Annotated in this window: 23 protein-coding genes; 17 read left to right on the forward strand and 6 right to left on the reverse strand. The window is 52.5% G+C overall.

The annotated features are described in order from the left end of the window. Positions 1-228: 228 nt before the first annotated feature. The 4 genes from cdd to EPD59_RS12815 all read left to right on the forward strand — a co-directional run bounded on the left by cdd (position 229) and on the right by EPD59_RS12815 (position 3,814). A complete protein-coding gene (gene cdd, locus EPD59_RS12800) occupies positions 229-726 on the forward strand; it encodes a cytidine deaminase (RefSeq protein WP_133273125.1) in 498 nt (165 codons plus the stop codon). 30 nt (positions 727-756) lie between these two features. Further along, positions 757-1,407, forward strand: coding sequence for an alpha/beta hydrolase (locus EPD59_RS12805; protein ID WP_133273126.1), 651 nt, complete (start codon positions 757-759; stop codon positions 1,405-1,407). Positions 1,408-1,778: 371 nt separating this feature from the next. Further along, entirely contained in the window at positions 1,779-3,026 is a 1,248-nt protein-coding gene (locus EPD59_RS12810; RefSeq protein ID WP_133273127.1) for a 7TMR-DISM family protein, read from the forward strand. After that, complete coding sequence (locus EPD59_RS12815; protein ID WP_133273128.1) at positions 3,011-3,814, forward strand: sensor histidine kinase; 804 nt, start codon at positions 3,011-3,013, stop codon at positions 3,812-3,814. Before EPD59_RS12810 ends, EPD59_RS12815 begins: the two co-directional genes overlap by 16 nt. Before the next feature lie 182 nt (positions 3,815-3,996). On the opposite strand, the gene EPD59_RS12820 is transcribed toward EPD59_RS12815, so the two are convergent. From EPD59_RS12820 to EPD59_RS12835, 4 genes are all read right to left on the reverse strand, one after another. After that, complete coding sequence (locus EPD59_RS12820; protein ID WP_133273129.1) at positions 3,997-4,746, reverse strand: SDR family NAD(P)-dependent oxidoreductase; 750 nt, start codon at positions 4,744-4,746, stop codon at positions 3,997-3,999. Positions 4,747-4,836: 90 nt separating this feature from the next. Beyond that, complete coding sequence (porT, locus tag EPD59_RS12825; RefSeq protein WP_165963583.1) at positions 4,837-5,538, reverse strand: type IX secretion/gliding motility protein PorT/SprT; 702 nt, start codon at positions 5,536-5,538, stop codon at positions 4,837-4,839. A gap of 26 nt (positions 5,539-5,564) precedes the next feature. Continuing rightward, on the reverse strand, positions 5,565-6,290 hold the full coding sequence (gene ubiE / locus EPD59_RS12830) for a bifunctional demethylmenaquinone methyltransferase/2-methoxy-6-polyprenyl-1,4-benzoquinol methylase UbiE (RefSeq protein WP_133273131.1): 726 nt from the start codon (positions 6,288-6,290) through the stop codon (positions 5,565-5,567). Positions 6,291-6,420: 130 nt separating this feature from the next. Then, complete coding sequence (locus EPD59_RS12835; protein ID WP_240731395.1) at positions 6,421-8,634, reverse strand: OmpA family protein; 2,214 nt, start codon at positions 8,632-8,634, stop codon at positions 6,421-6,423. A 528-nt stretch (positions 8,635-9,162) separates the two neighbouring features. Between EPD59_RS12835 and yihA the strand changes: the two genes are divergently transcribed. The 3 genes from yihA (at position 9,163) to EPD59_RS12850 (ending at position 10,923) form a co-directional block, all read left to right on the forward strand. Continuing rightward, on the forward strand, positions 9,163-9,780 hold the full coding sequence (gene yihA / locus EPD59_RS12840) for a ribosome biogenesis GTP-binding protein YihA/YsxC (RefSeq protein WP_133273133.1): 618 nt from the start codon (positions 9,163-9,165) through the stop codon (positions 9,778-9,780). Between the two features lie 61 nt (positions 9,781-9,841). Next, positions 9,842-10,261: a TonB family protein gene (locus tag EPD59_RS12845; protein ID WP_133273134.1), complete on the forward strand. Its 420-nt coding sequence runs from the start codon at positions 9,842-9,844 to the stop codon at positions 10,259-10,261. A 29-nt stretch (positions 10,262-10,290) separates the two neighbouring features. Then, the gene (locus EPD59_RS12850; RefSeq protein ID WP_133273135.1) at positions 10,291-10,923 is read left to right on the forward strand and encodes a DUF5606 family protein; all 633 of its coding nucleotides are present in this window, start codon (positions 10,291-10,293) and stop codon (positions 10,921-10,923) included. A gap of 72 nt (positions 10,924-10,995) precedes the next feature. On the opposite strand, the gene fbp is transcribed toward EPD59_RS12850, so the two are convergent. Next, positions 10,996-12,021 (reverse strand): class 1 fructose-bisphosphatase, encoded by a 1,026-nt coding sequence (gene fbp / locus EPD59_RS12855; RefSeq protein ID WP_133273136.1) that lies wholly within the window; start codon positions 12,019-12,021, stop codon positions 10,996-10,998. A gap of 136 nt (positions 12,022-12,157) precedes the next feature. On the opposite strand from fbp, the gene EPD59_RS12860 reads away from it, so the two are divergent. From EPD59_RS12860 to EPD59_RS12890, 7 genes are all read left to right on the forward strand, one after another. Further along, the gene (locus EPD59_RS12860; RefSeq protein WP_133273137.1) at positions 12,158-13,459 is read left to right on the forward strand and encodes an aspartate kinase; all 1,302 of its coding nucleotides are present in this window, start codon (positions 12,158-12,160) and stop codon (positions 13,457-13,459) included. A gap of 71 nt (positions 13,460-13,530) precedes the next feature. Continuing rightward, the gene (locus tag EPD59_RS12865) at positions 13,531-14,304 is read left to right on the forward strand and encodes an enoyl-CoA hydratase-related protein (protein ID WP_133273138.1); all 774 of its coding nucleotides are present in this window, start codon (positions 13,531-13,533) and stop codon (positions 14,302-14,304) included. Positions 14,305-14,451: 147 nt separating this feature from the next. Continuing rightward, positions 14,452-14,934: a Fur family transcriptional regulator gene (locus EPD59_RS12870; protein ID WP_165963584.1), complete on the forward strand. Its 483-nt coding sequence runs from the start codon at positions 14,452-14,454 to the stop codon at positions 14,932-14,934. A gap of 126 nt (positions 14,935-15,060) precedes the next feature. Continuing rightward, positions 15,061-15,702, forward strand: a complete 642-nt coding sequence (locus EPD59_RS12875) for a peroxiredoxin (RefSeq protein ID WP_133273140.1) — start codon at positions 15,061-15,063, stop codon at positions 15,700-15,702. Positions 15,703-15,939: 237 nt separating this feature from the next. After that, a complete protein-coding gene (locus EPD59_RS12880) occupies positions 15,940-17,163 on the forward strand; it encodes a 3-deoxy-D-manno-octulosonic acid transferase (protein WP_240731396.1) in 1,224 nt (407 codons plus the stop codon). Positions 17,164-17,180: 17 nt separating this feature from the next. Beyond that, positions 17,181-18,107: a ribosome small subunit-dependent GTPase A gene (rsgA, locus tag EPD59_RS12885; protein ID WP_133273141.1), complete on the forward strand. Its 927-nt coding sequence runs from the start codon at positions 17,181-17,183 to the stop codon at positions 18,105-18,107. Positions 18,108-18,183: 76 nt separating this feature from the next. Next, positions 18,184-18,885 carry an SDR family oxidoreductase gene (locus EPD59_RS12890; RefSeq protein ID WP_133273142.1) on the forward strand — a complete coding sequence of 234 codons (702 nt, stop codon included), beginning with the start codon at positions 18,184-18,186 and terminating at the stop codon, positions 18,883-18,885. Positions 18,886-18,961: 76 nt separating this feature from the next. On the opposite strand, the gene EPD59_RS12895 is transcribed toward EPD59_RS12890, so the two are convergent. Continuing rightward, a complete protein-coding gene (locus EPD59_RS12895) occupies positions 18,962-19,573 on the reverse strand; it encodes a fasciclin domain-containing protein (protein ID WP_133273143.1) in 612 nt (203 codons plus the stop codon). Between the two features lie 218 nt (positions 19,574-19,791). Between EPD59_RS12895 and EPD59_RS12900 the strand changes: the two genes are divergently transcribed. The 3 genes from EPD59_RS12900 (at position 19,792) to EPD59_RS12910 (ending at position 22,461) form a co-directional block, all read left to right on the forward strand. Beyond that, the gene (locus EPD59_RS12900) at positions 19,792-20,250 is read left to right on the forward strand and encodes a peptidylprolyl isomerase (RefSeq protein ID WP_133273144.1); all 459 of its coding nucleotides are present in this window, start codon (positions 19,792-19,794) and stop codon (positions 20,248-20,250) included. Positions 20,251-20,510: 260 nt separating this feature from the next. After that, positions 20,511-22,187: a hypothetical protein gene (locus EPD59_RS12905; RefSeq protein WP_133273145.1), complete on the forward strand. Its 1,677-nt coding sequence runs from the start codon at positions 20,511-20,513 to the stop codon at positions 22,185-22,187. A gap of 4 nt (positions 22,188-22,191) precedes the next feature. Next, positions 22,192-22,461: a hypothetical protein gene (locus EPD59_RS12910; protein WP_133273146.1), complete on the forward strand. Its 270-nt coding sequence runs from the start codon at positions 22,192-22,194 to the stop codon at positions 22,459-22,461. Positions 22,462-22,465 lie beyond the last annotated feature (4 nt).

Genomic DNA, 22,465 nt, shown 5'->3' on the forward strand with positions numbered 1-22,465 from the left:
TCTCTAATTGGGCGCCTGACGGCTGGGCATTACGTTTATTGCGAAGAGGCAGCAGTTGCAAATACTGTTGGGGCTGCTAACGAACGAGGCAGGGGCGTGGGGGGCAAATTTTTGAATGTTTGGATGTAGATACACTTGTAAAAGGATAAATGTCTTACATTCACCGCCCCTTCTCCTACCGGGGCCGCTTGGTTGGTGATGGAACGCTGCATTTCCTTAGACCTGCCAATGGCTCACCCGTTACAACTGACTATTACTGTGGATGTACTGGCTTCCGAAGCGGAGCTCACACCATCCGAAGCCATCATTTGGCACGCGGCCCGCGCCGCCACCGATCATGCCTACGCTCCTTACTCTCACTTTAATGTGGGTGCTGCGCTACTCCTCGACGACGGCTCGGTTTTCCGGGGTTCAAATCAGGAAAATGCGGCGTATCCATCGGGTTTGTGCGCCGAACGTACGGCTTTGTTTGGCTTGGCGGTAAGCCAGCCTGAACGTCGCATTATTGGGATGGCGGTGGCCGCTCGACCGGCTCAGGGCGATTTTATGCTGGCAATGCCGTGCGGAGCCTGCCGCCAGGTCATGACTGAGTACGAAAACCGCCAGGGTCAGCTGATACCACTGCTTTTGCCTGGCCCCGAAGGCACTATTTACCGCTTCCGCACGCTGGCCGATTTGCTGCCGTTTCAGTTTTCCGCCGAAAATCTACCGGGGCAGCCCACGTAGTTTACTGCTGCAATATTCTACCCATCAGGTGTGGCTTTAGCTCAGGAACATCAGCTTACAGTGGCGCGTACGGCGCGGTACTATCAGTTGGGTGAGTTTTCTGAGCGCACCCGGCACGTGTGGTTTGTGTGTCATGGGTACGGGCAGTTGGCGGCGTATTTTATCCGGCATTTTGCCGTGCTCACCGAAGCCGACGACATTGTCATAATAGCTCCCGAAGGCGTCTCCCGCTTTTATTTACAGGGCAATGGCGGTCGGATCGGGGCGAGTTGGATGACGCGCGAAGACCGACTGGCTGAGATTGACGACTATGTTGCCTATTTAAACCAATTGGCTGAAACGCTATTCGAAAAAAGCCCCCCCGGCGTAGCTGTCACTGTGTTGGGCTTCTCGCAGGGCGCAGCTACCGTTAGCCGGTGGCTGGCCCGCGCAACGTTTCGGCCAGACCGGCTCATTTTGTGGGCTGGTGCCTTCCCCGACGATATCGACTATGCGGTGGCTACCCACTTATTACAACGCCTGCCAGTAGTGCTAGTGTGCGGCGACCAAGACGAATTTATTAAGGAAGCTGACTTGCAAAAGCAGCGCGACTTTCTCCTTAAGCTGGGCGTTGAGCCAACCATCCTGCGCTTTGCGGGCAAGCATGAGCTTCAGGCTGGCGTCCTACGGCAATTGAAGTAGCGCGGCGCATAGCTAGCTATCAGCATATCAGCATCGTTTTACCTTCCGGGTTGATTTCTTGGCTTTTTTCGAGGCCTCATATCGTTTGTCGGCCTAGGTGAACAATGGAAGCTCGACATAAGCGGTCGTTCTATGAGGACGGCATGTTTCGAATAATTCCTACCGTTGCAAACCAGAAACATAAACTATCAGTGGTTTCTTCCAGCGAACAAGTTGGCATTAATAGCTGATCATTAGAAGGTTGGTTTCGTATAAGCCAGCAAGACAATGCTGCATTCTTATATTATTTTACGATATATGCCTACACCTAGGTGTTTCTAAGCAGCAGAATCGCATGTAATTGACGGGTAACTTTTCATTGCTAATCAGCTATGCAGCGAGGCATTATCCATTTGATTTATCCCACGTTTGCCTGCGATGGATCAGTAGTGATCAGCGCATCCTCTATTGGATTTCCCTGCCTGCCCGTTTGCAGTTATGTAATTGTATTTGTGCTGCTTTTGGGATGTAAGCTCCTGATGCCATCAGTAGTGAAGGCTGCCCCTAATTTACCCCCCAAGCTTGCCGATACGCTTTATCTGCGAGAATCGAATGGCGCTCACCTCTCCGAAACCTACCGTTATTACACAGAGCCTTTTTCAGCCCCTGCCACACCTGCTCACGCCGATAGTATGTTTAGGTCTGGGGCTTTTAGCGCAGGCCCATGGCATCGGACGCTCAACTTAGGCTTTGCGCACCAGCGGCTTTGGCTGCGATTGGCTGTTGTGAATACGTTGCCGCAACGCACACGTTTTATCTGGAGCCTCTACAACTACACTGATAGCGCCACCCTTTACTACCGGCGGGCGGGCGACGAGTTATTTACGCGGGTTTCCGCTGCTTCCTCCCAAGTTCCGGCTGCTGAGCGCATATTTCCGGCTCGGGCCTTGTGCCTCCCGTTCACGCTCGCGACCGGCGAGCACGCCGAATTATATCTCCGCATTGATCATCATGCGGGCGCTCTCTACGTGCCCACCGACGTGACCACGACCGAGGATTTCCTGGCTTGGGAAGTGAATTATGTTTTTACGAAGCGCTGGATTTGGCTCATCGGGTTTTATTTAGGTAGCGCCGTATTCAACCTCGTTTTGTTCGGGTTCCTACGCGACCGAATTCACCTGTGGTATGTAGCGTATGTGGTCTTCACCACGATTTTTCTGCTGATGGAGGACGGGCTGGATGCGTTGGCTTTTCCGGCCGGTATCTACCGCTTGCTGTGGTCCATTGGCCAATTCAACTTTATGCTGCTGGCAGCAGCCTGCGGGCTTCGCATACTGCAGTTGTTTCTGCGGCTGCGCAATGGCTGGTCGTATCTCTACCGTGTGGGTACTGGTTTGATTGTTACGGCCGCTGTTTTTGTGCTGGTTTACACGCTGCTTTATCCGGCCGCTCGCATTCAGGGGAATACGCTGGGGCTTACCCTGCTCAACGGTGGGCGGGAGGTGCTGCTGGTTGCCATTTTCACCTATTGTTGGGTAGCGCTCATAACCGTTTTCCGGGCGCCGAACCACCGCCGGCTAGCTCTGTACTACTCCCTCACCTACTTCTTTTTCTTCGGGGGTTTGTGCTGTTCTGGCTAAACCATGTTGGGCTTACAACTTTACACTTGGTTGAGCCCAATGCCTTGGCTTGGGGGCTATTTCTGGAGCTGTTAGTACTAAGCTTCCTCCTCACCGGACGTTTTCGCCACACATTACGCCAAAATGCCAAGCTGCGCATCCGGCAGCTTCGCCAGCGCAATGACATGGGCGCCCGCCTGATAGCTGCTCAGGAAGAAGAACGTGAACACCTGGCCCGTGAATTACACGACGCCTTGGGGCCAAACCTCATGGCCTTGCACATGGCTTGGCAAGGGCAGGCGATTCGTGATGCCCTGGCTGCTTTCCCTGAAGCCGCCGCCGCCGCACGCCAAACCGAATTGCTATTGCGCCACCTGCGCGATGAGGTGCGTACCCTAAGTCATGCGCTGCTGCCCGCCGAGCCCGGTCTGGGTGGTTTAAGCGACTCTATAGCGCACTTAGGCGAGCTATTGAATCTCTACGGCCATCCAACGGTGCGCACATACTGTGATGCCCAGCTCGACACTATTCCGCAAAACCTGCAAATGTCAGCCTACAGAATTGCGGCTGAGCTGCTAAATAACGCGGTGCGCCATGCTCGTGCCTCCGAAGTAAACGTGCAGCTCCTTAGACACCCAACCTCCTTGGAGGTTCTGGTGGAAGACAATGGAAAAGGCTTTGAATCAAGCACTGCGGGCAATGGCATTGGTTTGCGGGGCGTACGCGCCCGCGCCGATTATTTAGGCGGTCAGGTTCACATCGAGAGTTCCAGCACTGGCACTAGTATCATGGTTTGGCTACCGTGTTGAGTCCACAAAGTCTTGCCAGTAAGGTCATGATGAGTTGGCATTCACCAATTCTTCGCAAGGCTAGGCTACTGACGGTCGATGCTATAGTTTGCCATCGACCGTGACTTGTACACAAAAAAGCCCCCCAGCGCCTACTTTCATGCATTGGGGGGCTTTTCATAATATCCTCCGAAAGACAAGCCTTACAATTCCTTTCGCATGGTCGTAGCGGCTCCTTGGGCAGCTGGCAAAAGCAGAACTTCCGCGATGTTTACGTGGGCCGGACGCGTAACCATAAACTGAATAACATCCGCCACATCTTCGGCTCGCAGGGGTTCGTAGCCTTTATACACGTTACTGGCGCGTTCAGTATCTCCTTTGAAGCGAACTGTTGAGAATTCCGTCTCTACCGCCCCCGGATTGACCTCTGCCACCCGAATGTGGTGGGGCAACAGATCCAAGCGCATACCTTTCGAAAGCGCTGCTACGGCCGCTTTGGAGGCACAATACACGTTGCCATTGGCATAGGTTTCACTCCCGGCTATCGAGCCAATATTGATGATGTGGCCCTGCTTACGCTGCACCATGCTAGGCAAAATGGCTTGGCTCACGTTGAGCAGACCTTTGACATTACTGTCCAGCATCTGATCCCAATCATCGGGGTCGCCGTCTTGAATTGGAGCTAGGCCATGCGCACCACCAGCATTATTGACCAGCACATCGATTTGCTGAAAATCTGCAGGCAGACTCGCCACGGCAGCATCCGTGGCCGCACGGTCGCGCACGTCGAAGAGCAGCAGATGCACAGGTGTAGGGGCTAGCAGTAGCGCTAATTCTTCTAGTCGTTCCCGCCGGCGGCCCGTCACAACAAGTTGAAAGCCCGCGTGGGCCAGTGCTACGGCCGTCGCCCGACCAATTCCGGAAGAAGCGCCTGTAATGAAAGCTGTTTTCATGGTAAGCTGTGCAAATATGGAAGTTACAGACAAGAAAAAAAGCCCCCCAGAGCACGGAAACAGGCGCTGGGGGCTTTTTTGGCTCTTGATTTATTCGAAAGTAAAATATAGTGTAACAGTGTGAGCGCGCATACTTTGCAGGCTACGGCTGTACACGTTGTCGCCGGGCTGCAAGAGGTTGGTCAAGCCGTGAGATACTCGCAATTCAGGCGCAAACTTAAACAGCGGGTAGAATAAGTCGAGCCCAACACCATACTCAATGGCAATGTCGCTATCATCAGTGCGGAGCAGGTTGCGCTCGGGGTCTTTACGGCGGTTGCCGACGTTAAAGCTCGGCTTGACGCCTCCTACTACATACACCCGCGTGTTGCGCCGCCGGTCAGAGTGAAACTTCAACAAAAGTGGAAATTCAAGCTGCGTGGTTCCTATTTCCTGCGTCTGGATGGAGTCGCTGGTGAGTAGAGGTTTAAACTCAACGCGGCGCGTGATAAAGCTCACTCCCGGCGCGAAACGCAAGTTGAAATGGTTAGCTAAGCGTACATCACCCACAAAACCAACCGAAAAGCCGGGACTGATTATAGAGTTAGCGGTTACCGCCTGGCTGCCTACATACGCTTGCGACTGCTCAATGCGGTAACTCGAAAAATTGGGCGCGATATAAAAGCCAGGGTGAAACCACCGGTTGTCATAATCGGCCAAGTTATCAACGGTGATAGACTTAATGTTTCCCCGCTTACCAATTTTGGCGCGGGTCTTTCGTTGCGCCTCTGCACTGAATGGCAGCAGCAACAAAAGAAATCCGACGAGAGCCAGACAATTTATTTTTGAGCTGTGTAAATGGAGCTTATGCCGAACGTGAGGGGTTGCCATGCGGGATTTTTGAAGCCAACCTGCGTTAAAATGGACAGGAAGTCAGGACCATCGGGGAAAGCCTGCACCGATTCGGGCAGGTAGGTGTAGGCAGCGCGGTCTTTGGAAATAAGCTTCCCAAAAACGGGCAATACGCGCCGGAAATAGAAATTATACGCTTGCTTGAGCGGAAAAGCAGTGGGTTTGGAGAACTCCAGAATCACCATTTTGCCCCCCGGCCGCAATACCCGCTGCATTTCAGCGAGTCCTTGCTTAAGGTTTTCAAAATTACGCACTCCAAACGAAGCAGTCACCGCATCGAAGTGATTATCTGGAAAAGGCAGGCTTTCTGAATCGCCTAGCTCGAGCTGAATACGATGAGAAAGGCCTTTATCGACCAGCTTGCGCCGCCCTACCTCCAGCATACCTTCCGAGATATCAACGCCGGTCACCTGCGTTTCCGGCGACAGGCGCAGGCTCTCAATGGCAAAGTCCGCCGTACCGGTAGCAATATCCAGAATGCGCGTCGGGCGCAGATCCTTCAACTGATTCACGGCCTTGCGCCGCCAGTAGATATCAGTACCAGCGCTCAGGAAGTGATTCAGGAAGTCATACTTGCCAGCAATGCTGTTAAACATCTGGGCTACCTGCGACTTCTTGCCGGCAGCATCGTCTTTATAGGGTACAACAGTCATAAGGATCTGGGGCAAACAACGAAAGAAGGGGGGCAAAATTGCTCAAACATAACGCGGCGGGGGCATTATGTTGAAAAAAAACGGGTCGGGCAGTATGCCCGACCCGTTTCTTAGGGTAGTCGAAAGCCGATTAGTCGTTGTCGGTCTTTACTTTGGTCTTGCCATCAGCATCTTTCACTTTGGAGTCAATCTCGCCGTTTTTGGCTTTGGTCTTCGACTCTTCGCCATTGGCTGACTCCGTCTTGATTTTCACTTTCTCGTCGTCCACTTTCGTTTTGATCGTAGTGCCGTCGGCTGTTTTAACCTTGGCTTTACCATCTGGCAACGCGGTGCCCATAGGAGCAGCGGTTGTGGAAGAGTCTGTAGTCGTAGCTGGCGTGGTTGAAGCCGGAGCTACTGACTGAGAAGTCGATGGCGTAGTGCCAGCGCCGGTAGTGGTAGTGCTGCCACCTGTGTTCAGGGCCGGAGCAGGCTCGCCTTCACGCTGAATCACGCGGAACTCAACCCGACGGTTAAGCTGCATGTTCTCAGGCGTATCGTTCGGAGCAGCCGGACGACGCTCACCGTAGCTTGCCGTTACGAGGCGAGCATCAGAGATGCCCTTACGCAGCAAATACTTATAAGCGGCCGTCGAGCGGTTGTCGCCGAGGGTCATGTTGTACTCATCCGTATTGCGCGAGTCACAGTGACCTTCCACCGAAATATTTACGCCGGGGTTAGCCTTCAGAATGCTGGCAATTCGATCTAGTTCGGTGATAGACTCAGGACGCAGTGCGTACTTATCCGTCTCGAAGTAGATTTTCTTGAAAGCATACACATTAGAGCTGTCCACGTAAGGCACGTAGAAGTTTTTCTCAACGATTGTCGAGTCGTTGATGGCTACTGGCACCTGGAACTCCTCTGTAATGATGTTCTTGCCATCTACGGATACGGCAACCTGATAAGGACGACCCGACAGTACGCTTACCTGGTAATCACCCGTTCCGGGCTTAGTAACGTCGCGGTAGCTAAGGGCAGTCTGGTCAGCCTGGGCACCACTGAACACCAACTCTACGCCTGGAATGACAGTGCTATCACGCTGGCTGAATACTTTACCACGGATAATAGCATTCTTGATGTAGTTGATGGTGTAAATATCTTTCTCACCGTAGCCGCCAATGCGGTAGCTTGATAAATACGCATATGTACCATCTGCACTCAGGCGGTAGTAGGTATCATCATCAGGCGTGTTGATTGGGTAGCCCATATTCTCGGGCCGGCCCCACTTCCGACCTATGGAGTCGTAAGTAGACTTGAAGATGTCATACCCACCCATGGTGTTTAGACCACGTGAGCTGAAGTACATTGTTTTGCCGTCTTTGCTCAAGTAAGGGCTGTCATCATCATACTTGGTGTTGATGCCAGTTACCGGCTTAGGCTTACCCCAGTCTCCATTGCCAGAGCGAGTAGATACATAGATATCCAGCGTATTATCCTCAGAGTACTTACCCGTAGAAAAATACATTGTCTGACCATCTGGCGTGATGTAAGCGTCCGACTCGAAAGCACTGGTATTGATGTTGCCATTCAGCTTTTTGGGTGGAGTCCAGTCGCCTCCCGTTTTTTCGGAGTAAAACAGGTCACCATTCTCGTCCTGGCGATACATCAGCATTTTGGTGTCGTTGTCGTACACCTGAATAGATGCGTCATGGCCTTTACCGTTGAGGACACCGCTCAGTGAGCGGGGCTTTTCCCACTCATCGTCCCCAATGCGCTTCGCTTCGAAGATATCCTCGAAATACTCACCGTCTGCAGCTAGATTACCGCCTTTTTTGCTATTGCCAGCGCCGGCACCAGTTACATTCTCGCCCCGGGAAGTGAAGAGTAGAACTTTGTCATCGGACGTAATAACGGGGCTATGCTCAGAGTGAATCGTATTAATCGTAGGTCCGAGGTTCTTCACGAAGATGTCCTTCGGAGTGCTGAACTGAACCTTCGCGTTTTTGCTGTGCTGGATCAGCTGTGCCAATTCGGCTTTACGCGTGTCCTTTTGCTTAAGCGTAGCGTTATAGGTCTGATAATGGGTGATTGCCTCATCAAAGTTGTAGTTGAGGTGATCTACACGGCCCAACCAATACTCAACATCCTTCGAAACCTTCGGCTTCAAACGCTGAGCTTTATAAATATAGTCGCTAGCTTTTTCCTTGTCGAACGACATGTAAGAAACACCGGCCCGAAACAGAGCAAGCGCATTGTTTGGCTCTGCGGCTAGTACCTGCTCGTAAAAAGGAATAGAAGCTCGGTAGTTCTCTTGAGAAAAGAACTTATTCGCAGTCTTGAGTTGCTTACGGGTACCCTGTGCCATTGCGGGCTGAGCTACAGCAGCGGCAAGGGCGAAGGCACAAGAAGCTTTCAATAAACTTCTGACTAAGTTATCCATTGTTGGAGGGGGGTTTATTACTAAAGAGTGCTGGAAGTATGATGTAGCAGAAAGGCGCTTACCTTATGAGGAGAGGAATCCGGTCAAATGGGCCCTTATACTTGAATGTAGTTCTAAAGTTGGGAGCTATTTAGCACGTTCTAAGAAGCGGCGTTTAAAAAGTGCAAATAACATTCTAATTAAACCAGCATATTTCTATCCAAAAAGCAGGTACTTGGCGGCAAAGATAGAAATTTTATAATACGACCTTCATCCTATACAATTTAATTAAAAAAAATCCTGTGACGGGTTTTAAACGCATTAAATTCATTGGCCTAAATATATGGAGGCAAATAATAATGTGCGCAGATAATGCATGCAACAACAACGCTCTGCGAGTAAACTAAATAGTTACGGAGCGTTACGGCCAAGGCTTTCACTTACCTTTGCAGCATCACCCGTGCAGAGAAAACCATGCTGATTCGCGAAGCTAAATTTGTTACAAGTAACTCACGCGCAGACCAATGCCCGCCCGCTACCCTGCCGGAATACGCTTTTATCGGGCGCTCAAACGTAGGGAAGTCTTCACTGATTAACATGCTTACGAATCAGAAAGGATTAGCTAAAACCTCCTCCTCTCCTGGCAAGACGCAGCTAATAAATCACTTTCTTATTAATAATGAGTGGTATTTGGTCGACTTGCCGGGTTATGGCTATGCCAAAGTAAGCAAGACGGCGCGGGCCACATGGAGCAAAATGATTGGATTCTACATGCGGCAGCGCGAGAACCTGACTTGCGTGTTTGTGCTTATCGACTCGCGTCATCCGCCCCTCGCCCCTGATATCGAGTTTATCGAGATGCTGGGCAAAGAAGGCGTTCCTTTCGTGCTTGTATTTACCAAAGCCGATAAGCAATCGGGCTCACGTACCCAGCAAAATGTGGTAGACTATACCCGCAAGCTAAGTGAAACTTGGGACGAACTTCCGCGCTATTTTATCACCTCAGCGGAGGATATGACGGGCCGCGAGGAAGTGCTAAATTTTATTAATGAGATAAATAAGCAGCTAGCGCAGACACCAGACAATCCTTAAATTGGCCTTGTAATTGCCAATACGAGAATATTATTTTTCGACGTATTAATCTGTTTTTTTCATGAAAAGAATCTCATTTGTTTTTTTTCTGGCTTTACTACTTGGTGCCGTACCAAGCTTTGCTCAAACTCCGGCTGCCAAACCAGCAGCGCCTACTGGCGTAGGAAAAGCTATTCCGGTTGCTGAGTATTACGAAGGTGGTCAGGAAGCCATGTATGCTTTCATCGATAAGCAAATCAACTACCCTGTGCTGGCCCGTCGCAATCGTATTCAAGGTACTTGTATCGTGAGCTTTACGCTGAACACGGATGGTACCATGACGGGTATTAAACTGGTGAAGGGCGTGGGTGGTGGCCTTGGTGAAGAAGCTTTGCGCGTTGTGCGCCTGCTCAAGTTCAACAAGCCCGATTACGCGATTCTGACTAGCTTGCCCATCGTTTTCCGCTTGTCGGCTAACAAGCCGGCCGGCAACACCGAATAACTTTTCTTTTTCATCCCAACTGTTTTTTTATGCCCTACGACCTGAAGGAAATCGCCGCCATAAGCGGAATGCCGGGTCTTTACCGCTTGGTGCGCCCAACCCGCAACGGCGTTATTGTAGAGTCGCTCGACGAGAAGGCGGCCCGCTCGGTAGCCTCAGCCCGCAACAAGGTTTCGCTCCTGCAGGAGATCTCCATTTATACCCAGGATTACGACCAGACGGTGCCTCTGACGGAAGTATTCGATCGGATTTATCAGCAGCACGGCACTAGCCTGTCTGTCACGAATAAAGCTGATGACCGCGACCTGACGTCCTTTATGGAAAGCATCATTCCAGACTATGATCGTCAGCGAGTGTATATGTCTGACATTAAAAAGCTGGTATCGTGGTATCATGCCGTAAGCAGCCGCCTCGACTACCAAGCGCCGGCCGCAGAGGAAGCTGCCAGCACTGAGGAAGCAGATAAGCCCGCCAAAAAAGCCCCCCAAGCCAAGTCGAAAGAGGCGGATAAGGCTGGCACGCAGCAGGAAACCGCAGCAGCAGATGAGGCGCTGAGCACGGCTGGTATAATCCCCGCCGAAGGCGAATCGGATGAGCCTACAAACCCCGAAGCGGGCGATGAGACCAAAGCAGCTAAGAAGAGCAAGAAGAAAGCTGAGTAAATAGCTTCGACTCTATAAAAAAGCCCCCAGAAATTATTCTGGGGGCTTTTTTATAACCTAGGGATGATTCTATTAACTGACTGCGACATCGGCGGCCGCTTGCTCTTTGGCCAATAGCTCCTCAGCTTTTTCTACTAATTCAGTGGAGCCAATAAATAAAGGGCAGCGCTCGTGCAGATTGCTTGGCTCAATTTCCATCGTCCGTTGGCGGCCATTGCTGGCTTTGCCGCCAGCCTGCTCTACAATGAAAGCCAACGTATTGCACTCATACAGCAGGCGTAATTTGCCTTGGGGGGCTTTTTTGGTTGCTGGATAAATATAGATACCACCTTTGAGCAGGTTGCGATGGAAGTCCGCAACCAAGGACCCGATATAGCGAGCCGAAAAGCTGTTCTCTTTACAGTGAGCGACGAAAGCCGCTACGCCCGGCGAAAACGAGTCAGAGCTACCTTCATTGATCGAGTAGATCGTGCCCGTTTTAGGCGAAATAATATTGGGATGTGAAAGGAAAAACTCACCCAGCGAGGGCTCATACGTAAAGCCATTTACACCATTGCCCGTAGTGTACACGAGCATGGTGCTGGAGCCATAAATAACGTAGCCAGCCGCTACCTGGTGGGTGCCAGGCTGCAGACAATCCTGCTCTGTGCCATCGGTGCCGGTGGGCGATATGCGCCGGTAAATACTGAAAATAGTCCCGATAGAAACGTTTACGTCAATATTGGAAGAGCCATCCAGCGGGTCGATTGCCACGACGTACTTACCCTGGGTGTTGCCCGTTTGGATCATCTCATCGTCTTCTTCCGACACGATGGTGCACACCTCGCCGCCATTGCGCAAGGCCCGGATAAAGCGGATATTAGCAATCACGTCCAGCTTCTGCTGATCTTCGCCCTGCACATTACGGTTGCCATAAGCCCCGGCGATATCAATGAGGCCGGAACGATTGATTTCGCGGTTCACGATTTTGGCCGCTAAAGCAATGTCACGCAGCAGTTGAGAAAGCTCCCCCGTAGCGTAGGGAAAGTCCTCCTGCTTGCGCATAATGAAACGGTCGAGGGTGGCGCCGACCGGAAGAGCGAGTTTATTATGATCCATATGGGTGGGATAGAGAACCGTGGGTCTGGTATGCAAAACTAAGCGATTTGAATTGTTTCCGAAGTGCTGAGTTGCAGCGATTGTACCTTTTCGGGCACAATTCGCAACACTAAAGCCGAGTACGTACTTTTGGCCCATGCAGGAAAAGCATCGTTTGCTGATTTACAAATTTGGCGGCGCATCGGTGCGCGATGCTGAAGCTATTCGCAATTTGGCGCGCATTGTGGGCGCAAATGCCCCCCATACTCAACTACTCATTGTGGTATCGGCGATGGGCAAGACAACCAATGCGCTAGAGGAGATTTTCCATCTGGCGCATTCGGGCCTGGATTACGCCGCTCCGCTCGCTGCATTGCGGGAATACCATCAGAACGTAGCGTTGGAACTGCTGCCGGAAATCGGGGGGCAAATTGGTACTGATGGAGCAGTCGAAACGCAGCTCGGAATGCTGCTAAGTCAGCTCAGCGACCAGCTCACCGTCCTCACTCCCGGCGACTACGACCGACAGTACGACCAGATTGTGAGCTACGGCGAGCTGCTAGCAACCAGCATCGTGGCACAGGCGTTGGGCGCACATTGGCTTGATTGCCGGCCTCTTATTCGCACTGACTATACCTGGCGCGAAGGCCGCCTCGACTGGCCCACCACGGAGTATAATATTCGCGATGAAGTGCCCCGCCTCCTACTGACGGGCCCCGTCGTGACGCAGGGGTTTCTGGGTGGAACGGCTAGTGGTGCCACCACTACGCTTGGTCGCGAAGGCTCTGACTTTACCGCTGCCATTTTTGCGTATTGCCTACACGCAGAGTCAGTTACGATCTGGAAAGACGTGGCCGGCCTGCTCAATGCCGACCCCAAAATATTTGCCGATACGGTGCGCTACCCGGAAATCAGCTACCAAGAGACAATTGAAATGGCGTATTATGGCGCCTCCGTCATTCATCCCAAAACCATTAAGCCACTGGCGGTGCAACATATTCCGCTGTACGTGAAGTCGTTTCTGGACCCCACGGCCGAAGGAACCCGCATTGGTGATTGTCGACACGCGGCCTTGGCACCCGCCTTTATTCGCAAAACCAATCAGTGCCTTATTTCCTTCGAATCAAAAGATCTCACCTTTATTTCGGAGGAAAATCTGGAAGTCATTTTTGGCGCATTAGCCCAAGTGCGGCTCAAGATCAACCTGATGCAGAACTCCGCAATATCCTTCTCCGTCTGCACCGACTTTTCCGCCTACCGCTTAGAAAAACTGCTAGAGCATCTGCGCGACCAGTTCACCATTCATTACAACACGGAATTGGAGCTATACACCATCAAAAACTACGACTCGGCCAGTATCCAACGTCTCACTAATGGCCGCGAGCTACTGCTGGAACAACGCACCCGCCTTACTTTTCAGTTTGTATCGCGAGGCGGGTTAAATGAATTCGTAAAATAAGTTTGGTTACTAATCAGCCTTCGAGCACTACACCAGCCTCTTAATCCAGCATCTTCTACCTCACCCACCACATGGAGTTTATAACTGTTACGCCCGCTGCGCGGCCTCAGGTAGCCCTCATTCAGCTCAATCGGCCCAAAGAGCTGAACGCTTTGAATTTGCAACTGATGCAGGAGGTGGCCGCGGCCCTGAAAGAATTGTGCGCCGACGATACCGTGCGCGTTATTGTGCTTACCGGTAGTGAGCGAGCTTTCGCGGCCGGCGCCGATATCAAGCAAATGGCGGGGCGTACGGCCATCGATATGCTCACCATCGATCAGTTCAGCACCTGGGACCAGATTCGGAAAACGCATAAGCCGCTAATTGCGGCCGTTTCGGGCTTTGCGTTGGGGGGCGGCTGCGAGTTGGCCATGACCTGCGACATGATTGTGGCCTCGGAAACGGCGCAGTTTGGGCAGCCTGAAATTCGTATCGGTACGATGCCGGGCGCGGGTGGTACACAACGGCTCACGCGGGCGTTGGGCAAAGCGCGCGCCATGGAAATGGTGCTTACCGGCCAGTCGATTTCGGCGCTGGAAGCTGAGCGCCACGGCCTTGTAAATAAAGTAGTGCCCGTGGGGCAATACTTGGAGGAAGCGTTTCGATTGGCAGCCAGCATTGCCCAGATGTCGCCGGTAGCGGCGCGCCTCGCTAAAGAATCGGTGAACCGGGCGTTTGAGACGCATTTGGACGAAGGACTGCACTTTGAGCGCAAAAACTTCTATATGACGTTTGCTTCTGAAGATCAGAAAGAAGGAATGGCGGCGTTTGTGGAAAAGCGGCCCGCCGATTTTAAGGGGCGCTAGTATTTGGTATCCAGAGTGGGGCGACGTAGTCGAAGGCGTTGTTCCACTTTGGATCTTCTACTGCAACGCCACATTTTCGCTTCCCAGCGAACATTATTGTCCTCCTACGCCTTATTAAGGTACCGTTTAAGGAGAATCTATTTTTCTGTGAGCACTTCAACTAAACATTCTGACGCTTCATTGCCAGCGGCTCCTACCCGCCAATGGCTGCGCGACCGGCTAACGCAGGCGGGTTTGAGGGCTACGCGCCAGCGGCTTGTTATTCTGGAGAGCGTGGTTGTGGAGAAGGGCCACCCGACAGCCGAACAGGTGCACCGCCAAGTGCTGATGCACGATGCGACGGTGTCGCTGGGCACGGTGTATAAGGCGCTTGACAGCTTTGTTACAACGGGGCTGTGCAAGCGGGTGCCTACGGCTGAAGGAGCGTGTCGCCGCTACGATGCCGACTGTTCAATCCATCACCATTTGTATTGCTCCAACACGCAGGAAATAATTGACTACTGCGACCCGCAGCTGGACGCGCTGATTCAGGAATTTCTGGAAGCTCGTGGCTTTCAGAACTTTTGGCCCCGCTCCTTTTCGCTGCATATCACCGGCGAGCGGGCTGACGTAACAAACGAGCAGCAATAATTGCCCCCCAGCTTCATCTTAGCGTATAGCAAAGCTGCCGAAGCTGCACGTTAGGATACAATGCGACTTTAGGCAACGTACAAGTCATCTACGTTCACCTTATTTCACCCCTCAATCACCTTTTCCATGGCAGTTTTAGTTGGCAAGCGTGCACCCTCTTTCAAGGCTACGGCCGTTGTTGATGGTGAATTCGAACAAGAGTTTTCCCTTGATCGGTACCTGGGCAAAAAACATGTAGTCTTTTTCTTTTATCCCGCCGACTTTACGTTCGTTTGTCCTACCGAAATTCTTGCCTTCCAGGATAAGCTGGCCGAGTTTGAGTCGAAGGGCGTTGCCTTAGTGGGCTGCTCTACCGATACGCATTTTTCGCATTTTGCTTGGCTCAGAACGCCACGCGCAGATGGTGGCATTGAAGGCGTGACGTATCCGCTAGTGGCCGATGTCACCAAAACTATTGCCGCTAATTACGACGTGCTTGGCGGCCACTACGACTACAACGAAACCGGCGAAATGACCTTTGTTGGGTCGCCTCTCGCGTATCGGGCCCTTTTCCTGATTGATAAAGATGGTATCGTACGCCATCAGCTTGTTAACGATGGCCCGCTGGGGCGTAACATTGACGAGGCCTTGCGTATGGTGAGCGCCCTTCAATATTATGAGGTGAAAGGCGAACAATGCCCTGCTAACTGGACTGAGGGTCAAGAAGGAGTATTCGCAACCCGCATCGACGTGTTTGACCACCTTTCCAAACAGGGCGTTACCCAATAATTTCACATTTCGTATCAACAACAAGCAGAAGCTCTGGCCACTTGGTCAGAGCTTTTTTGCAAATGGCTAACCAGAAGGCTGTAATTTTGCCCCCCAACTGCTGGCCGAACGCTACTGGACGGCGGCACAAAGCCATAACTGCCACCCCAGATAGTGAGCAGTTTGGCGTTGTTCTCTTACCCACTGACAATCAATTCATTGCTTTTTCTATATAATCTTGCTCTCCAAACCTATGCCTTGCTGCTGCGCTTGGTTGCATCGTTTGTGCCCAAGGCAGAGCAATGGCTGAGTGGGCGGCGCGGGTTGCTGCCTCATATTCAGCAGACGCTCAAGGACGAAACGGCGCCGTTGGTGTGGTTTCACTGCGCTTCGCTAGGCGAGTTTGAACAGGGCCGTCCGCTAATGGAAGCGTTCATGCAGGAATATCCCCAGTTCAAGCTTGTGCTCACGTTCTTCTCGCCATCAGGTTATAACGTGCGCAAATCGTGGCCCGGCGCACACTATGTGTTCTACCTGCCGCTCGATACTGCGGCCAACGCCCGCACTTTTCTCGATGCCGTGCGCCCTCAGCTAGCTGTATTTGTGAAGTACGAGTTCTGGTATCATTTCCTGACCCATCTTCAGCGTCGCCGCGTACCGGTGGTGTGTGTTTCGGCTATTTTCCGGCCCCAGCAAATATTTTTCAAACCTTGGGGGGCTTTTTTCCGCAAAATTATTGGCCGTTTTACGCACATATTCACCCAAAACGAGACGTCAGTAGAGTTGTTGCGGACCATCGGCATTCGGCAGGCCAGCGTGGCCGGCGACACCCGCTTTGATACGGTGGTGCGCACGGCCCTGGCCTCGCCCAAGCCGCTGCCATTGGTGGAGGCCTTCGTGGCCGATGGCGCCCCGGTGTTTATTGTAGGCAGCAATTGGCCCGAAGATTTGCCGGCCCTCACGCCCCTGTTGCGGCAGTATCAGGAGGAGATGCGCTTCATAGTTGCCCCCCACGAAATCACGGAAACCAATCTGGCCTTAGTAGAGGCGGCGCTGCCGGGCCGCGTGGCGCGCTACTCAACCGCTACTCAAGCTACGGTAGCCAAAGCACGTGTGTTACTCATGGACAATGTGGGGTTGCTAAGTCAGCTGTACCGCTTTGGCACCTACGCCTATATCGGTGGCGCATTTGGGAAAGGGCTGCACAATACGCTGGAAGCGGCGGCCTTTGGCTTGCCTCTGTTTTTCGGCCCTACCTACACTAAGTTCCAGGAAGCCGTTGATCTGGTGGAGATGGGGGCTGCGTTTCCTGTGCACACAGCCGAAGAGTTGAAAACGGCGTTTGGGCTCTTATGGTACCAGAATGAGGTTCGACTGCGCGTGCAGGATATGAGCTTGGAATATGTACACCAACAGGCCGGAGCCACCGCCAAGATTATGGCGGAGCTGGCAAAGATGCACGTGGTTCCTGTTGTTAATTAATTCATAATCAAGCCCCCATGACTGGCACTGTCATCAAATCAACCGGCTCATGGTATCTGGTGCGCGAGCATGGCACGGGGGTATTGCACCGCTGCCGGCTACGCGGCAAATTCAAGCAGAAAGGCTTGAAAGTGAGTAATCCATTAGCCGTCGGCGACCAGGTGGAGTTTACGGTAGAGGAGCAAACCGAGGGCGCCGGTGTGATTCATCACATTGAGCCCCGCCGCAACTACATTATTCGCCGCTCGGTGCACAAAACCGAGCACGCCCACATTGTAGCCGCTAACCTCGATCAGGCCTTGCTGGTCGTGACGCTAGTGTCGCCGGCTACTTCGTTTGGTTTTATTGATCGGTTCTTGGTGACGGCTGAGGCTTATAGCATTCCGGTAACGCTAATCTTCAATAAAACCGACCTGTACGACGACGATCTATCGGGCTATCAGGATCAGATTTCGACTATGTATGAGCGCACGGGCTACTCCAGTTTGCGCTGCTCCGCCGCGTCGGGCGAAGGGCTGGAGGCGGTAGATGCGTTGCTCGATGGCAAAGTAACGCTGCTGTCGGGGCACTCAGGCGTGGGTAAAAGCACGCTTATCAATGCACTGGTGCCGGATCTGGATTTAAAAACCGCCGAAATCAGCGAGTTTTCGGATAAAGGCGTGCATACCACTACGTTTGCCGAGATGCTGGAAGTACGGGCGGGCACTTACCTGATTGATACACCGGGCATTAAGGAGCTAGGCTTGGTCGATATTCCGCCGGCTCAACTAGCGCACTTCTTCCCCGAAATGCGGGCTTTACTAAATCAGTGCCGCTACCACAACTGCCAGCACGTGCACGAGCCGGGTTGTGTAGTGCGCGAAGCCGTTGATAAAGGCCGTATCGCGCTGCCTCGCTACGACAGTTACCTGAGTATGCTGGCTGGGCAAGATAACCGGCATTAGGCTTGCCTCCTGGGCTTGGGTAACAAAAGGCCGAACAATCCCGCTGTATCCTCGTTTTCCTTAGAAAACTGACTACATGCAGCTCCAAAACTCCACTTTCCTTATTACCGGCGGCACGCTGGGCATTGGTTATGCTACGGCCAAATTACTGATTCAGCACGGCGCCAAAGTCGCCATTACGGGGCGTACGGCAGCTACTGTAAAGCGCGCCGCCACCGAGTTGGGTGCTCTTGGCATTACGGCCGACGTTAGTAAGCCCGCCGACGTGCAGCGCACCTATCAGGAGTTTTTGGCAGAATTCGGCCACCTAGATTGCCTAATTAACAATGCAGGTGTTGGAACCAGCAAGAAACTGGTGGATCTAACGCCCGAAGATTTCCAGCGGGTGCACGACACCAACATAGTGGGCGCGGCGCTGATGGCCCAGCAAGCAGCTAAACTGTTTATGGAGCAGAAATCCGGCAACATTATCAATATCGGCTCTTCCGCCGCTACCAAAGGCTACGAAGGCGGTTCCATATACGTGGCATCCAAGTTTGCCCTGCGCGGCATGACTCAATGCTGGCAAAGCGAATTGCGCAAGTATAATGTGCGCGTTATCCTAGTGAACCCCAGCGAAGTAACGACGGCCTTCGGCAGCAAGGAGCGCCAAGAGCGGCCGGAGCAACCCAACAAGCTGCGCGGCGAAGAAATTGCTTCCGCCATCAAAGGCGCCCTCGAAATGGATGACCGCGGCTTTATTACCGAGTTGAATGTGTGGGCTACCAATCCTTTTTAGCACTTAAATTATCTACAGAAAAAAGCCCCCCAGATTGAGTCTGGGGGCTTTTTTAAAATGGTTTTGTTGCCTGCGCTTATTTGGCAGCAGGCATCAATACCTGGTCAATAACGTGGGCTACACCATTGTTAGAGAGCACGTCGGCTTGTACTACATTGGCGCCGTTTACGGTTACTTTGCCGCCTGCTGTGCTTACTGTTAGCTTCTCGCCCTGCACCGTAGTCAACTGCTGTCCATCCTTCAGATCGGCAGCCATCAAACGACCTTTTACCACGTGGTAGGTCAACAAGCCAGCCAGCTTCTCTTTACTTTCTGGCTTCAACAGGCCATCGAGGGCTCCCTTAGGCAACGCCTCAAATGCAGCGTTCGTCGGAGCAAATACTGTGAACGGACCCGCGCTGGCTGCTTCGTCATCGAGGCCGGCAGCCTTCAGGGCCGTGGTAAGCGTGCTTATTTGCGATACAGCCATGGCGTTTTCGGCCAGGTTTTTACCCGAGGTATCCATGCGCGACGAGTCGTTCATTGCCATTGCCGGATCCATAGCCGTGGTATCGGTCATGGCTGCGTCGGTGGTTTCGGTGGTAGTGGTCGTCTCGGCAGTTTTGTTGTCGCCGCAGCTCGTAACGCCAAAAGCGAAGGCAGTGGCGGTAAGCAACGTAAACGAGGTGTTTCTCAGGGTCTTTTTCATAAGACGCGAATCAGGGTTTTGGTTGAAGAAAAAAAGAAAGTAAGGTGGTAAGGCAGAGGAAGGGAACGCAACTTTACTGGGTAATTATGGCTAAGCATACGCTCTGAACCGACCAATGGGCACGTGCGCCCTGGGTTTTGGCTACCTTTGCGCCGCTTAGTTGAGCTTAATAAGCGCCAACTTGCACTTTGTGTTTAAAAAATTTATTTACTGCCCGCATGAAAACTGCTGAAATTCACACCAATAGAGGTGTAATGAAGGTGGAGTTCTTTGAGAAAGATGCTCCCCAAACTGTCAAGAACTTCACCGACCTCGCCCAGAAAGGCTTTTACGACGGTCTGAAATTCCACCGCGTTATCCCCAATTTCGTGGTACAGGGTGGCGACCCGAATACCCGCGAGGGCGCCAAAGGCATGCCTGGTACCGGCGGGCCCGGCTACAAAATCAAGTGCGAAACCTCCGGTGATAACCAGTACCACGACCGGGGTATCCTGAGCATGGCCCACGCTGGCAAAGACACGGGTGGCTCGCAGTTTTTTATCGTGCACTCGCGCGAAAACACTGCCCACCTCGACCGCGTGCACACCGTATTTGGCAAAGTAGTGGAGGGCCTGGACATCATCGACCAGATCAAAGCCAACGACGAAATTCAGAAAATCGTGGTGACGGAGGCGTAGTCCACTGTAACCCAATTCTCAAAAAAGCCCCCAGAAACATTTTGGGGGCTTTTTTTGGCATCTAGGTATTACACGCCAAGTGGTGCTAAAACAGATTACAAAGTCTGATTTAGCACCATTAATCTACTGTATCACAACCACTTGATTCATAGTAAATATTCTATACAAAGTCAGATAAGGGCCACAATTGGTTTGACTTGGCCATTTACAATGGCCTACTTAGAGGTGAGCACACGCGCTTCGCATTTTACTCCTCTTGTATGGCCTCTGCCTCTACCCCCACGTTTGCTGTTGTGCGGCTGTTTCGCCAAGGGCTCGTTTCCATTACGCTTAGCTGGCTTGCGCTGGCCGCCCACATCATCCTACTTTCAGGGTGCAATTATTACCGCACAAAGCCCCAGGAAATAACCCCGACGGCAGTTACTCAGCTAGCCGAATCCAAGATTTTCCTGATTCATCAGGGCAGCACGATCTGGCAGCTCAACAATCCGCAACTCAACGGCGAGGAGCTTACAGGCCAAAAAGCGAGCGTACAGCCCAGCTTGGCTCCTTACGTTGGGCCAAACGCCCGGGTACCGCTGCGTTACAAATCGAAGGATAGGGAGCAGGTATTAAACCTGGTGCACATCTATATCACCGATTTCCGAGCAGGTGAAGCAGACCAGGTCAACATTCCGCTAACGGCAATGAATCGCCTGGATTTGGTTGAAGCCAATACTGGCAAAACCACCCTCTCCTATCTGCTTGGGGCAACAGGCATTGGCGTGGGGATCTTCGTCTTGGTCGGGGTTATTGCGTTGCTCACCAAAAGCTCCTGCCCGTTTGTGTACGCGCACAATGGCGAGCAATATCAATTTGTGGGTGAGGCATATGGCGGGGCCATTTTTGCGCCATCCGAGCGCGACGACTATATGCCTCTTCCTGGTATCCAAGCCACTGGGGGGCAATTTCAGGTCAAAATAACGAATGAGCTGCGCGAGCGGCAGTATACCAACGTAGCCGAGCTGTGGGTGGCGCACCACGCCGAAAAGGTGCAGGTGCTGCTGGACAAAACCGGCAACGCACACACCATAACCCAGCCGCAAACGCCGACTAAAGCCATATCCATGAGCGGCGTAAACTATACGACTCAGCTTAGCGCCCCCGACCACAAGGTGTTTCTGTTCAATGAAACTACGCCGGGCACAACCCAAAACAGCGTGATCCTCAGCTTCGATAACCCGACCCAATCTAAAACGGGCAAACTGGTGCTTCATGCCCAGAACTCGCTATGGCTAGATTATCTCTACGGCGAGTTCACCAAGAAATTCGGGAGCGCCTTCAACAAATGGGCCCGCACCCAGAAAGATGTCCCAGCCGAGGAACTGAATCAATGGTCATTAGACCAAGGCATTCCGTTAAAAATCTCGCTCAAAACCGCGAAGGGCTGGGAACTCATCGACAATATTCCCACCGTAGGTCCTCTCGCCTCCCGCGATTTGGTTATTCCCTTCGCTTTGCCCGCTGGGTTGGCTTCGCAGCCGCTGCAAGTGAAAATAGAAACGGGCTTTATGTTCTGGGAGCTAGACTATGCCGCCGTCGATTTCACGCCAAATCAGCATGTGCGCCTGGAAAAAAGCCCCCCGCAAACGGCCCGCGACGAAATCGGCCGCGACCAGCGTCAGGTTCTTTCAAAAGTGGATAACGACTATCTGAGCCAGCTTCAGCCCGGTACGGAGGTCACGCTCACCTACCATGCCACGCCGCCAGCGGCCGGCCAACGCACCACCGCTTTTTTGCGCACTCGCGGCTATTATGAGCACATTCGTCAGTATGAGGGAGTGCCCAATCTGCCCCAACTGTATGCATTTCGCCGGCCGGGCCGCTTTATCGAGTTCTCGAAGGAAAAGTATCAGGAGTCGCAACAGGAAATGAATCTGGCCTTAGTTAATCCTTAGCACGATGGAATCAACCCTCATTCCTGAACTCAACTATTTGGTTGCTGCTCCTGCTTCGTTAGCCACAGAGCCGATTTCAGTAGCCTTGCCAACTTTGCCCCCCACGGTAATTGCGTCGCCGCTCAAGCGGGCTATGCTGAATGGCGTGATTGATCTGGCGGGAAATAAGCTCGTATTTCAATTTATGCGCACGCCAGCCCGAATCATTTTAGCGGCCAAGCAGGTGCAGATGCTGCGGACCACCTACTATGGGGGCTTCAGGTACGAAAAATAGCGTG

Origin of the sequence: Hymenobacter radiodurans, from assembly GCF_004355185.1 — a bacterium.
In the GTDB taxonomy this organism is placed as follows: Bacteria; Bacteroidota; Bacteroidia; order Cytophagales; family Hymenobacteraceae; genus Hymenobacter; species Hymenobacter radiodurans.